The organism is Streptomyces sp. NPDC054834, from assembly GCF_053611185.1.
This window is the reverse complement of sequence record NZ_JBSGZV010000019.1, coordinates 123,765-137,132: the sequence shown is the minus strand read 5'-3', so window position 1 is coordinate 137,132 and position 13,368 is coordinate 123,765. Positions and strand designations below refer to the sequence as shown.

Here is a 13,368-nt window from a genome sequence, read left to right as displayed (position 1 = left end):
AGTCGCCTGTCATCGCTCGAAGGGAACCTGATCATGCCGCGCCCGCTGCGGGTAGCCATAGTCGGAGCCGGCCCGGCCGGGATCTACGCCGCCGACGCCCTGCTCAAGTCCGAGGTGGCGGCCGAGCCCGGCGTGTCCATCGACCTCTACGAGCGGATGCCCGCCCCGTTCGGCCTGATCCGCTACGGCGTCGCCCCCGACCACCCGCGCATCAAGGGCATCATCACGGCCCTCCACCAGGTGCTCGACAAGCCGCAGATCCGCCTGTTCGGCAATGTGGACTACCCGACCGACATCAGCCTCGACGACCTGCGCGCCTTCTACGACGCCGTGATCTTCTCCACCGGCGCCACGGCCGACCGGGAGCTGCCGATCCCGGGCATCGACCTCGACGGCTCCTACGGCGCCGCCGACTTCGTGTCCTGGTACGACGGTCATCCGGACGTGCCGCGCACCTGGCCGCTCGAGGCCGAGAAGGTCGCCGTCCTCGGTGTCGGCAACGTCGCGCTCGACGTGGCCCGGATCCTGGCCAAGACGGCGGACGAGCTGCTGCCGACCGAGATCCCGCCGAACGTGTACGAGGGACTGAAGGCCAACAAGGCCCTGGAGGTCCACGTCTTCGGCCGCCGCGGCCCGGCCCAGGCGAAGTTCAGCCCGATGGAGCTGCGCGAGCTGGACCACTCCCCCAACATCGAGGTCATCGTCGACCCCGAGGACATCGACTACGACGAGGGCTCGATCGAGACCCGGCGCGGCAACAAGCAGGCCGACATGGTCGCCAAGACGCTGGAGAACTGGGCGATCCGCGACGCCGGCGACCGGCCGCACAAGCTGTTCCTGCACTTCTTCGAGTCGCCGTCCGAGATCCTCGGCGAGGACGGAAAGGTCGTCGGCCTGCGCACCGAGCGCACCGAGCTGGACGGCACCGGCAACGTCAAGGGCACCGGCGCCTTCAAGGACTGGGACGTCACCGCGGTCTACCGCGCCGTCGGCTACCTGTCCGAGAAGCTGCCCAAGCTGCCCTGGGACCTCGAGTCGGGCACCGTCCCGGACGCGGGTGGCCGGGTCGTGGAGGAGGGCGGCACGCACCTTCAGTCCACGTATGTCACCGGCTGGATCCGGCGCGGTCCGGTGGGCCTGATCGGCCACACCAAGGGTGACGCCAACGAGACGGTGGCCAACCTCCTGGACGACTACACGAACGGCCGGCTGCACACGCCCGCCTCCCCGGCGCCGGAGGCCGTGGACGCCTTCCTCGCCGAGCGCAACGTCCGCTTCACCACCTGGGAGGGCTGGTACCGCCTGGACGCCGCCGAGAAGGCGCTGGGCGAGCCGCAGGGCCGGGAGCGCGTGAAGATCGTCGAGCGCGAGGACATGCTGCGGGAGAGCGGGGCGTAAAGCCCCGCCGGGAGGCACCGCGAAAACCCAACCTGCCAGGCCACACGGTCTGTTAGCGTCCTGCGGTGCTCTCCCTGCGTGAACCCGCTCTCTTCACCCGCCTGCGCGGCGCGCGGCGGGTGCTCGTCGCCGGCGCGGGCGGCGGCTTCGACGTCTACGCCGGTCTCCCCCTGGCCCTCGCGCTCCGGGAGGCCGGCGCGGAGGTGCATCTGGCGAGCCTGTCCTTCGCCGACCTGTACGGCCTGGACCTGGACGTGTGGGTCGAGCAGGACGTCGCCGCCGTGCGGCCGGACACCGTGCTGCGCGGGGACTACTTCCCGGAGCGCACGCTCGCCGAGTGGCTCGACGGGCAGGGGCTGCCCTCGACCGTGTACGCCTTCCCGCGCACCGGTGTCGAGCCGCTGCGGGCCGCCTACCGCAGCCTCCTCGCCCACCTGGGCGGCGTGGACGCCGTGGTGCTGGTCGACGGCGGCACCGACATCCTGATGCGCGGCGACGAGCACGGGCTGGGCACTCCGGAGGAGGACATGGCCAGCCTGGCCGCGGTGGTCGGGCTGCACGAGGTCCCGCACCGGCTGGTGGCCTGCCTCGGCTTCGGGGTGGACGCCCATCACGGCGTCAACCACTCCCTCGTCCTGGAGAACCTGGCCGCGCTGGAGCGCGACGGCGCGTATCTCGGGGCGTTCTCGCTGCCGCGGGAGAGCCATGAGGGTGCCCTCTACCTCGACGCGGTGGAGCATGCGCAGCGGCGCACCGCGAGCCACCCCAGCATCGTCAACGGCTCCGTCGCCGCGGCCGTGCGCGGCGGCTTCGGGGACGTGCGGTTCACCGAGCGGACCAGGAACAGCGAGCTGTTCGTCAACCCGCTGATGTCGGTGTACTTCTGCGTGGACGCGCCCGGTCTCGCCCGGCGCAACCTCTACCTCGACCGGCTGGAGGGCACGGCGCTGATGCGCCAGATCAGCTCGGCCATCGAACGGTTCCGGGACGAACTGCCCCGGCAGCGCCCGCCCAGGGCCTTCCCCCACTGAACCGTCATCCGGTGGTCGCGGTGACGTCCCCGTTGACAGTGGTGAGGGTCATGCGCCGGTCGCCGGAGGCTGACGCGGTGGGGAGCGTGACGGAGGGGCGGCCGTTGGTCGTCGTGGCCGTGACCCGGTAGGCCGGCGCGTCGTGCGGCACCGAGACCCGGACCGAGCCGTTGGTGGTGGCGGCGGTGACCGTGTCCGGCGCGGTGGCGCAGTCCAGGTCCAGGTCGCCGTTGACCGTGCCGGCCCGCAGCCGCTTCGCGCCGAGTGCGGTCGCGCGTACCGAGCCGTTGCGGGTGGCGAGCCGTACCTCGGCCCCCTTCCGGCCCGAGCGGGTCACCGTCACATCGCCGTTGACGGTCGTCAGGTCCAGTGCGCCGGGCACCCCCGCCGCGTCGATGCCGGCGTTGCGGGCGGAGACGGTGACGGCCGTACCCGCCGGGACGTCCACCTCGGGCAGGCGGGGGCACCGTCCCGCCCGGTCGCCGTGCTCCGGGCAGGACAGGTCCAGCACCCAGGTGTCGCCGTGGTGGGACCAGCGGTGGTCCACACGCCGGTCGACGTCGGCTCCGTCGCCGTCGGCGGGCCGCAGCCTGAGCCCGTTGTCGGTGGTGATCACCAGGCGGGCGGTCGCGGGGCCGCCCGGCAGTGCCGCGAGCGGGGGCGCGGCCTTGTGGCCGCCGCCGCCGCAGCCCGTCGCGGCGAGCAGGACCGCGAGGAGAAGGGCCGGGCGCCGCGGGGCCGTTGTCGTGGTGTCCATGCCGGACGGTTTCCCCGGCGGCGCGGGTCCATGGCGGTGGGGCCGGTGCGGCGTCGCCCGGCCGGACCCGGTCGCGGGCATGACGGGCGGACGGGGTCCGCCCCAAGCGGATGGTGGGCGGACCCCGTCCGTTTTCCATTGTCGTGCCCCGGATAGATCACGGGCATGTGTGAATGACCATCCCTCGCAGTGCGCCGCGCACACCCCGTGCGCGCAACGCGAGCCCCCGCGAAACGCGGGGCCCCGCCCGACGTGTCGCGATCACCTACCGCGATACTGGAGGACGCCCACCGTCCCCCTCCGCAGATTGGCTCATGTCGAACTCCGCCACCGACCGCGCCGCGACCCCCCGTACCGTGTGGCTCGCCCGCGGCCGCCACACCGGCTCCCTCTCCGAGGACGTCCTCCGCCGCACCCTGCGCCGGCTGAAGGTGGACGAGGTCCTCGACGACTTCACCGAACCGCCGGATCCCGAGGACACGACCGGACGGGTCTTCGAGGCGCGCTGGCGGGCCGACGGTGACGTGACGGTCAGGGCCCGCCTGACTCTGCTGCCGCCGCAGAGCCGGGAGGAGGGCCGGGAGTGGACCCTCGTCGCGGAGGCGGAACGACCGTGGGACGACGCGTGGCCATCGCCCGCCACGATGTTCTGGCCGGACGACCCCGACGGCACGGCCACCGCCTGGGACCACCACCACGTCGTGCCGGACCTGCGCTTCCGTCAGGTCAACCCGCTCCCCGCCGACGACAAGGAGATGCGGCGCGTCCTGCGCGACACGGCGCGCGAGTCCTGGTGCGTCAACCTCGTCGTGCACGAGGCGATGACCCCGGACGAGCACGGCAGGCTGCCGCTCACGCGGCTGCTGCCCCCCGGGCTGCGGCACCGCGTCGTGGAGCACCGGGCCGCCCCGCACCAGCTGCGCGCCGTCAACTACGCCCTGAAGGACCTCGGCGTCGAGGTGCCCCGCGGCGGCGCGGTGCTCCTCCCGCCGCAGCCGCCCCCGCCCGGATACGACGGCCGGGACCACTCGGTGCGCAGCATCTTCCTGGACGGCTCGGAACCGGCCGAACTGATCGGCGTACTGCGCCACTTCACCACCCTCCCCCGGCCGCTCCCCGAAGGCGCCGAGGAGGCGCTGACCGGACTGCGGGAGAAGTGGACGCTGCGGACCGTCGAGGAGGAGCTGGCCCGTCAGCGGGAACTCGTCGCCAGGTACGCCGAGGCGCTCGAGGCCATGACGAAGTCCCGCGACCTCTACCGGGAGGCCGCCGAGCGCGCGGGCGAGGCACTGGCCGCCTACCGCGACGCCCCCGCCCCGCCGCCCGAGCCGCCCGCCACGCCTCCGGCCTCGCCCTTGCAGCAGCTGACCCGGACCTTCGAGCGCCTCAAGGTCGGCGCCAGGGCACTCCGTCCGGCGCCCGCCCTCCCCGCCGCGCGGGCCGCCGACGACACCGGAGAGGGCGACCCGGAGGACACCGACCGGATTTCGTGACCCCGTCCGGGAGGAGAGCGGAGCGGGGTGGAGACGAGGGCGGGCAGGAGATAGGGCGAGCGGGACGGGGAAAGCGAAAGGGAACCGGCCTGCCCGAGGTCCGAGGTCGCGTGGAGGAGGCCCCGTGGACGTGGACGTGCCCACAACCTGGCTCGTGGTCGCCGCCGTCGTCGCGGCGGCCCTGCTCGCCGCGGCCCTCGCCGTCCTCGTACGACTGGTACGCACCCGGCGGACCCTGCGCCGGGCCGGCCTTCCCACCGGTTCGCGCTGGGTCTTCTGGGGCGCCGTCCTCTATCTGGTCCTGCCGACCGACCTGCTGCCCGACCCCGTGTACCTCGACGACATCGGCGTCCTGCTCCTCGCCCTGCGCAGCATGCGCGCCGCCCGGCCGCTGCCGCCGGACGAGGCCGAATCCTGACCCTGCGGCCCCCGGCGCGCCGGCCCATCATGGTGCGATGCAGTCGACGTTCACATCGGTCACCGGCCTGTCCAGGACGCCCGAGGCCGCCGTCGTCATCGACGTGATGCGCGCGTTCACCGTGGCCGCCGGGGCCCTCCGGCAGGGGGCGGAGAAGATCGTCTTCACCGACACCGCCGACGAGGCACTGGAGCTGAAGGCCCGTCACCCCGGCTGGCTGGCCTTCCAGGACGGCGCCCCGACGCCCGGCTTCGACCTGGCCAACTCCCCCGCACAGCTCCGTTCGCTCGACGTGGCGGGCCGTACCGTGGTGCAGAAGACCACCGCGGGAACCGTGGGCGCCCTGGCGGTCGCCGACGCCCGGCTCCTGCTGTGCGCGAGCTTCGCGGTGGCCGGTGCCACGGCGGAACTCCTGCGCCGCGAGCGGCCTGCGGCGGTCACCTTCGTCGTCACCGGCGACGGCGGCCGGGCGGAGGAGGACCTGGCCTGCGCCCAGTACATCGCGGCTCGCGCCACCTCCGGCACCACCGACCCGGCGCCCTACGTCACCCGCGCCCGGCACTCCGAAGGCGCCGCCCGCCTCGCCGACGGGGTACGGCGCGGCTGGACGGGCGTCCACCCCGAGGACATGGAACTCTGCCTCGAGGTCGACACCTGCGGGTTCGCCATGGTGGCCGGCCGGGAGGAGGGGCGGCTCACCCTCAGGGCGGTGCCGGCCCACTGACCGCCGGCCGCGTCGCCGCTGCCTTGCAGGACTCATACCGTCCGCCCAGGTGCGTTTCTCGGCCGTCGTGACGCATTCTTGCTGTGTCACCCACCCGGCGGCGCACGGACGGGGCAGAGGCCGATGACTGGGAGCGGGGAGCAGGCGCACCGGGCCCGCGGACGGCTGGCCCGGCTGCTCGTCGACGCCTCGATCCGGGCGCTCGGCACGGCTGGCGGGCACGTGAGCGGCGTCTACCTGCCCTCCAGCACGCCCGGGCTGCTGCGTCTGGCGGTGCTGGTGGGACTGCCCGGTTCACTGTTCCGGCCCTGGTGGCAGCTGCACATCAGGCAGCCCTTTCCGGTCGCCGACGCCTACCGGTTGGGCATCCAGGTGGTGCTGCCGAACGCCACGGAGACGGTACGCCGCTATCCCCAGCTCGCGGCGGGTCTGCCGTTCCAGTTCGGGTCGCTCTACATGCCCGTGCCGGGGGCGAAGTCGGCCATCGGCGTACTGACCGTGCTGCGGCCGTCCGCCACGGACGCGGCGGACGAACTGCCCGAGCCCGACCGGCTGGCCGCCCTCGCCGAGAAGCTGGGCGCCGAGCTGCGCGCTCTGGCGCAGGACGAGGAGGACGCGGTCGTCTGGGACGGGGAACCCCTGTGCGTACGCCCGCCCGCGGCCCGCCCGGCGCCCTGGCCCGTCGGACGGTTCACCTGGGACCCGGCGACCTCCGCGGTGACCGCGGACAGCCGGCTGCACGACCTGCTGGGCACGCCTCCCGAGGAGTTCGCCGCGACGGGGGAAGCGCTCGCGGAGGCGCTGGCCCCGGCCGACGCCCACCAGATCATGGTGGCGCTCGGCGACACGGCCACCGGAACACCTCCGCCACTGCCGCTGCACGTCCGGGCGGGCGACGGGACCGCGCGGCTGCTGGAGCTGTGGCCTCCGGCGGACCGGGCCTGCCCGTCCCTGGTCCGGGGCCTCGTCCTCGATCCCGGCCCCGCCGTGTCCGCCGGCGCGGCGGCCGACCCGCTGTCCCAGGGGGTGTTCTGCCTGGACCGGACAGGTGTGATCGTGTACGCCAATCCGGCCGCGGCACGCCTGCTGGGCCAGGAGCGGGAGCGGCTGCTCGGGCGTGCCTTCGGGGAGGCCGTGCCGTGGCTGAGCCGGCCGCCGTACGAGGACCATATCCGCGGTGCCCTGCTCTCCCCCGAGCCGGTGCACTTCCACGTCCGACGGCCCCCAGACGAAGGCGGCGGCGAAGGCGAGGGCGACTGGCTGGCACTGTCCCTGCAGGCCGGCCCGGACACGCTCACCTGCACCGTCGTCCCGGCGGACCGGATCGACGCATCGCTGGACACCCACGCCGAGCTGCCGCAGGTCGAGCCCGCGCCGGGCGACCCGCCGGCCGGTCCCTCCATGGCCTCCTTGTACCGGCCCATCGCCCTGGCCATCGCACTGACCGACGCGGTCACCGCGCGCCAGGTGTCGGAGGTCGTCATGCGGGAGCTGCTGCCCGCGTTCGGCGGACGGCGACTGGCGATCTACCTGCTCCAGGAGCGGCACCTGTACCTGGCGTGGGAGACCGGCTTCCCGCAGGGCTTCCTCGCCCCGTTCGAGGGCGTCGGCCTCGACGCCCTCCTGCCCGGCGTCGAGACGCTCACCACGGGCCGGCCCATCTTCTTCGAGTCCATGGAGTTGCTGAACGCGGCCTACCCGGGCATCCCCCTGGATGCCAGGGAGGGCGCCCGGGCCTTCCTGCCGCTGATCGCCTCGGGGCGCCCGGTCGGCTCCTGCATCCTGGGCTTCGAGCGTCCCCGCGGGTTCAGCACGGAGGAACGTACGGTCCTCACCGCGCTCGCCGGGCTGATCGCGCACGCCATGGAGAAGGCGCAGCGCTACGACACCGAGGCGGCCCTCGCCCGGGGCCTCCAGCAGGCGCTGCTGCCCCGGCGGCTGTCGACGCATCCGCAGGTGGAGACCGCCGGGCGCTATCTGCCCGGCACGCAGGGCATGGACGTCGGCGGGGACTGGTACGACGTGGTCGAGGCCGGGAACGGCCTGGCGCTGGTCATCGGGGACGTCCAGGGGCACGGTGTGCAGGCGGCGGCGACGATGGGGCAGCTGCGCAGCGCGGTCCGGGCCTTCGCGCTCGGGGACCGTCCGCCCGACGAGGTCATGAGCGGTACGAACCGGCTGCTCATCGATCTGGACCCCGGGCAGTTCGCCAGCTGCTGCTACCTGCGCCTCGACCCCGCCACCGGGGCGGCCCGGGTCGCCCGCGCCGGGCATCTGCCGCCGCTGCTGCGCTCCCCGGACGGGCGCGCCCAGGTCCTGGACCTTCCCGGCGGTGTCGTCCTCGGCGTGGACCCGCACGCGCAGTACCCGGTGGCGGAACTGACCCTGGAGCCCGACGCGATCCTCGCTCTGTACACGGACGGGCTCGTCGAGCGGCCCGGCACGGACATCGACGTCGGCATCGGCGCGCTGCGCGTGGCCCTGGCCCGGGCCGGGGCCGCCGCCGGGCGCCGGGGCGGCCGCTCCCTGTCCGGCGTCGCCGACCGCCTCACCGCCACGGCCCGCCACGCCGCCGACCGTCCCGACGACGTCGCCCTGCTCCTGGCCACCCGCCGCACCGCCCCCGGGCGACCGAGATGATCCGTACACACCCGCTGCTCATGCCCCCGGCACATGACACCCCGTCGCACCTGCTCCCGGCGCACCGTCCGCGCCGATCACGGGCAGTTATCTCATGAGATGCCTCTCGCCTCGGGAGGCCGGGCAGTGTAGACATGGGCTCATGGTCCGACTGTTGGGCCGGATCGCGCTACGGCCGGTCCGTGGGTCCGGAGAACCGCAGGCAGCGCTCCCACCGCGGCAGGACGGCACCGGACCGCGCCGCGAAAAGGCCGGCGGGCTGCGGTCGATGGGCGGACGCAGCGTCGCCGGACAGGTGTTCGTGCTGCAAGTGGTGATCGTGCTGCTGCTGGTCGTGTCGGCCGTGGTGGCGCAGGTCCTCCAGGTCCGGCACGACAGCGACCTGGAGGCGCAGAACCGATCCCTCGCCGTCGCCGAGACGTTCGCCAACGCCCCGGGCACGGTCGCGGCATTGCGCAGCAAGCATCCGACAGCCCTGCTCCAGCCGAAGGCCGAGGCGACTCGCAAGGCCACCGGGGTGGACTTCCTCGTCGTGATGAACACCGACGGGATCCGCTACACCCACCCCAAACCGGACCGTATCGGCAAGAAGTTCGTCGGCACCATCGCGCCCGCGCAGGCCGGGCACACCGTGACCGAACACGTCAACGGCACCATCGGGCCGCTGGTGCAGGTCGTGGTCCCGGTCAAGGCACCGGACGGCTCCGTCGTGGGCCTGGTGTCCTCCGGCATCACCACCGCGCACGTCGGCGGTGCCGCCGACCAGCAGCTGCCGCTGCTGCTGGCCTCCGCGGCGGCGGCGCTGGCCCTGGCCACCGCGGGCACGGCCCTGGTGAGCCGGCGCCTGCTGCGGCAGACACACGGCCTCGGGCCGTCCGAGATGACGCGGATGTACGAGCACCACGACGCGGTGCTGCACGCCGTCCGGGAGGGTGTGCTCATCGTCAGCGGCGAGGGCCGGCTGCTGCTCGCCAACGACGAGGCGCATCGCCTGCTCGATCTGCCCGAGGACGCCGAGGCCCGCCATGTGCTCGACCTCGGCCTCGACGCCGACACCGCCGGGCTGCTCGCCTCGGGCCGGGTCGCCACCGACGAGGTGCGCCTGGTCAAGGACCGGCTGCTGGCGATCAACCAGCGGCCGACGGACCTCAGGGGCGGCCCGCCCGGCAGCGTGACCACGTTGCGCGACTCCACGGAGCTGCGCGCCCTGTCGGGCCGGGCGGAAGTGGCCCGCGAACGCCTCGACATGCTGTACGACGCGGGGGTCGGCGTCGGCACCAGCCTCGATGTGAGCCGCACCGCCGAAGAACTGGCGGAACTGGCCGTGCCCCGGTTCGCGGACTTCGCCACCGTGGACCTGTTCGACGCCGTGATCGAGGGGGCGGAGCCACGGCCGGGGACCGCCCTGTGCCGCACCGCGTGCAGCGGCATCCGCAATGACGCCCCGCTCTATCAGGTGGGCCGGCGCATCCGGTACGTGGCGAGTTCGCCGCAGGCCCGCAGCCTGGCCACCGGCCGGGCGGTCGTGGAGCCCCGGCTGCGCGATGCCCCCGGGTGGCTGGCGCAGGACCCGAAACGCACCGGGCAGGTCGTGGAGTACGGCATTCACTCGCTGATCACCGTGCCGCTGCGGGCCGGCAGCCTGGTGCTGGGCGTGGCGAACTTCTGGCGCTCCCAGAAGCCCGAGCCGTTCGACGCCGAGGAGCAGGCCCTCGCCGAGGAACTGGTCGCCCGCGCAGCGGTGTCCATCGACAACGCGCGCCGCTACACCCGCGAGCACAGCATGGCGGTCACCCTCCAGCGCAGCCTGCTGCCCCGCTCCCTGCCCGACCAGAGCGCCCTGGAGATCGCCTACCGCTACCTGCCCGCACAGGCCGGCGTCGGCGGGGACTGGTTCGACGTGCTGCCGCTGTCCGGGGCCCGGGTGGCGCTGGTGGTCGGGGACGTGGTGGGGCACGGGCTGCACGCCGCGGCCACCATGGGCCGGCTGCGCACGGCGGTGCACAACTTCTCCGCGCTGGACCTGCCGCCGGACGAGCTCCTGTCCCTGCTGGACGAGTTGGTCGCCCGTATCGACCAGGACGAGACCCCCGCGGACGGCAGCGCGGTGGTCACCGGGGCGACCTGTCTGTACGCGGTGTACGACCCGGTCGCCCGCCGCTGCACCGTCGCCCGGGCCGGCCATCCCCCGCCCGCCGTGGTCCGGCCCGACGGGAGCGTCGACTTCCCGGACGTGCCCGCCGGGCCCCCGCTGGGTCTGGGCGGGCTGCCCTTCGAGGCCGCCGAGCTGGAGCTGGCGGAGGGCAGCCGGCTGGTGCTGTACACGGACGGGCTGGTCGAGGACCGGGACCGGGACATCGACGAGGGTCTGGAGCTGCTGGGCACCGCTCTGAAGCGGGCCGGGGACTCGCCCGAGGACACCTGCCGGGCGGTGCTGGACCGGCTGCCTGCCCGGCCGAGCGACGACGTCGCCCTGATCGTGGCCCGTACCCGCACGCTGGGCGCCGACCGGGTCGCCGAGTGGCAGGTGCCGTCCGAACCGGCGGCCGTCTCGGAGGTACGGGCCGCGGTGACCCGGCGGCTGGAGGAGTGGGGTCTGGACGACCTGGCGTTCACCACCGAGCTGATCCTGAGCGAGCTGGTCACCAACGCCATTCGCTACGGCCGCGCACCCATCGGCGTACGGCTGCTGCACGACCGGGCCCTGATCTGCGAGGTGTCCGACAGCAGCACGACCTCACCCCATCTGCGGTACGCGGCGACCACCGACGAGGGCGGCCGCGGCCTATTCCTCGTCGCCCAGCTCGCCGAGCGCTGGGGCACCCGCTACACCCCCAGTGGCAAGATCATCTGGGCGGAGCAGGCGCTGCCCTGAGACGGCCGGACAGACGGACGGACCCGGCCGCCGACGAGGGCGACGGCTCGGGTCCGCTGGACGATTCCGCGGGACGAAGACGAAACGTTCGCCGTCGCCCGGGGCGCCCGGGGTGTGCGTCAGCCGCCGTTCAGCCGCGAGCGCAGCAGCTGCTTGCCCAGTTCGGCGCCCTTGCGGCTGTCCGACTGCGCCTTGCGGAACAGCTCGGCGATCTCCTGGTCCTTGTCGCGTTCCGCGTCCTGGATGTACTGCTCCAGGCGGAGGGCGTTGCTCAGGCACGCCTCGACATACCAGATCAGGTTGTAGTCCTTGTCCCGGGTGCCGGTGACGTCGCCGGTCTCGGTGCTGCTGGCCATAGGATTTTCCTCCGTCTCCCGACCCAGCGTCGTGGTGCTTTCCGGAAACCACCGAGTACCCGGGCGACCGGCGGGCACACCACCACGGTCTGGGACTATTCGTCGATCACCGCTCCGAAACGGGCGGCGTGGCCGTTCCCGCCCAGGGCGGCGGCGCCGTAGGCCCACGAACCGTCGGCGAGCAGGCCGCCGCCGCTCGCGGGCAGCAGCCACACCGCGCCGTCGCCGGCGTTCTCGCCGGACGCCGACGCGAGCAGCTCGGCGCGGCCGTCGCCGTCGGTGTCCACCAGCCGCACCTGGGCGCCCCAGCCGTCGTCCGCCTCGGCGGTGCCGGGAATCCCGCGGCTGTTCTGGTCGAAGGACTGGGCGCCGGACCCGGTCAGGCCCTTCGCGGTGCCGCGCAGCAGCCACACCGCGCCCGCGTCGGCGACCGTGCCCACGTCCTCGCCGGGCGCGCCGACGGCCACGTCGGCGAAGCCGTCACCGTTCACGTCGGCCACGGACAGGTCGGCGCCCCAGGCGTCGCCCCGCTCGGCGGTGCCGGGCACGCCCGGGGAGTTCTGCGACCACCACTGTGCGGAGGTGCCGGGGCCCTGGGTGCCGGCCGGACCGTCCTCGCCGCCGTAGTAGACGCCGACCAGGCCGCCGGGCGCGTTAGCGTCCCCGGTGGACTCGTCGGCGGCGCTGAGCTGGCCGACGACGAGGTCGTCGTAGCCGTCGCGGTTGATGTCGCCGGAGGCCGTGCCCAGGCCGCCGTGCAGGTCCCGCCGGTAGCTCAGGCCCTCGGTGCCGCCCGCGTAGTACGCCGACCAGCCCTGGGTGTAGTCGTCGTCGGGGCTGTAGCCGGAGACGACGAGGTCGGCGAAGCCGTCGCGGTCGTAGTCGCCGGTGGTCACATAGGCGGGCTGGAGCTTGTGGCCGGTGGAGTGCGGGACGCCGACGCGCCGCAGGACGCCCGCGTGGTACGTGAAGGCGGTCAGTCCCACCTTCTGGTCGACGACGACGAGCTGGTCGGCGTCGGTGTCCCCGGTGAACCGCGCGGCGGCCACCGCGAGGCCGAACCGGGCCCCGGCGGCGGGCTTGGCCGCGGTGACGGAGGCGGTGCGTTCGGCGCCCAGGCCCGCCTTGGAGCCGTACAGGACGGTCACCCGGCCCGCGTCCGCGACGCTGCCCTCGTCCTCACCGGGTGCGCCGATGACCGCGTCGTCGTAGCCGTCGCCGTCCAGGTCGCCGGTGGCGACCGCCTGCCCGAAGTCGTCCCAGGCCTCCGAGGTGCCGGGCACGCCCCTGCTGGACTGGCTGATGACCGCCGTACGGCCCTTCGGCACCGTGCTGTTGGTGCCGATGCCGTTGGGAGCGCCGTACTGGACGGTGACGTACCCGGCGCCCTCCTTGCCGTCGACGGTGCCCTCCGGGACGCCGATGAGGACGTCGTTGTGGCCGTCGCCGTTGAAGTCGCTGTTGCGGTCGGCGGCGCTGGTGCCGCCGGGGACGCCGGCGAACGCGGACGGCGCGGCCAGGATGCCGGCGCCGGCGAGCAGCAGGAAGGAGGCTGCCGTGGCGACGGCCGAGGCCGTGGTGCGGCGGGTCGTGCGTGCGATACGGGTCATGTCCCGTTCCCCCATGGTCTTTTGACGGTCCGTCGGGTCCCATTCGGTGACCGACGCCCTGTTCGA

The 13,368-nt window shown here is 73.9% G+C and carries 10 protein-coding genes; 7 read left to right on the top strand and 3 right to left on the bottom strand.

All coding sequences use genetic code 11. The features are described 5' to 3' along the window. Positions 1 to 33 precede the first annotated feature (33 nt). The gene (locus ACWGJM_RS25280) at positions 34 to 1,398 is read left to right on the top strand and encodes an FAD-dependent oxidoreductase (RefSeq protein ID WP_453413971.1); all 1,365 of its coding nucleotides are present in this window, start codon (positions 34 to 36) and stop codon (positions 1,396 to 1,398) included. A gap of 65 nt (positions 1,399 to 1,463) precedes the next feature. Next, on the top strand, positions 1,464 to 2,429 hold the full coding sequence (locus ACWGJM_RS25275; RefSeq protein WP_453413970.1) for a DUF1152 domain-containing protein: 966 nt from the start codon (positions 1,464 to 1,466) through the stop codon (positions 2,427 to 2,429). Positions 2,430 to 2,433: 4 nt separating this feature from the next. Here the strand turns inward: ACWGJM_RS25275 and ACWGJM_RS25270 are convergent, their stop codons facing one another. Continuing rightward, on the bottom strand, positions 2,434 to 3,186 hold the full coding sequence (locus ACWGJM_RS25270; RefSeq protein WP_453413969.1) for a DUF4097 family beta strand repeat-containing protein: 753 nt from the start codon (positions 3,184 to 3,186) through the stop codon (positions 2,434 to 2,436). A gap of 314 nt (positions 3,187 to 3,500) precedes the next feature. On the opposite strand from ACWGJM_RS25270, the gene ACWGJM_RS25265 reads away from it, so the two are divergent. The 5 genes from ACWGJM_RS25265 (at position 3,501) to ACWGJM_RS25245 (ending at position 11,336) form a co-directional block, all read left to right on the top strand. Next, positions 3,501 to 4,679, top strand: a complete 1,179-nt coding sequence (locus tag ACWGJM_RS25265) for a hypothetical protein (protein ID WP_453413968.1) — start codon at positions 3,501 to 3,503, stop codon at positions 4,677 to 4,679. 130 nt (positions 4,680 to 4,809) lie between these two features. Continuing rightward, a complete protein-coding gene (locus ACWGJM_RS25260) occupies positions 4,810 to 5,097 on the top strand; it encodes a DUF1232 domain-containing protein (protein WP_390734010.1) in 288 nt (95 codons plus the stop codon). Between the two features lie 37 nt (positions 5,098 to 5,134). Next, a complete protein-coding gene (locus ACWGJM_RS25255) occupies positions 5,135 to 5,821 on the top strand; it encodes a 2-phosphosulfolactate phosphatase (protein ID WP_453413967.1) in 687 nt (228 codons plus the stop codon). A 123-nt stretch (positions 5,822 to 5,944) separates the two neighbouring features. After that, positions 5,945 to 8,461, top strand: coding sequence for a SpoIIE family protein phosphatase (locus ACWGJM_RS25250; RefSeq protein ID WP_453413966.1), 2,517 nt, complete (start codon positions 5,945 to 5,947; stop codon positions 8,459 to 8,461). A gap of 268 nt (positions 8,462 to 8,729) precedes the next feature. Further along, entirely contained in the window at positions 8,730 to 11,336 is a 2,607-nt protein-coding gene (locus tag ACWGJM_RS25245; protein WP_453413965.1) for a SpoIIE family protein phosphatase, read from the top strand. Between the two features lie 119 nt (positions 11,337 to 11,455). Here the strand turns inward: ACWGJM_RS25245 and ACWGJM_RS25240 are convergent, their stop codons facing one another. After that, a complete protein-coding gene (locus ACWGJM_RS25240; RefSeq protein ID WP_453413964.1) occupies positions 11,456 to 11,692 on the bottom strand; it encodes a hypothetical protein in 237 nt (78 codons plus the stop codon). Positions 11,693 to 11,787: 95 nt separating this feature from the next. Continuing rightward, positions 11,788 to 13,302 carry an FG-GAP repeat protein gene (locus ACWGJM_RS25235; RefSeq protein WP_453413963.1) on the bottom strand — a complete coding sequence of 505 codons (1,515 nt, stop codon included), beginning with the start codon at positions 13,300 to 13,302 and terminating at the stop codon, positions 11,788 to 11,790. Between the last annotated feature and the right edge of the window lie 66 nt (positions 13,303 to 13,368).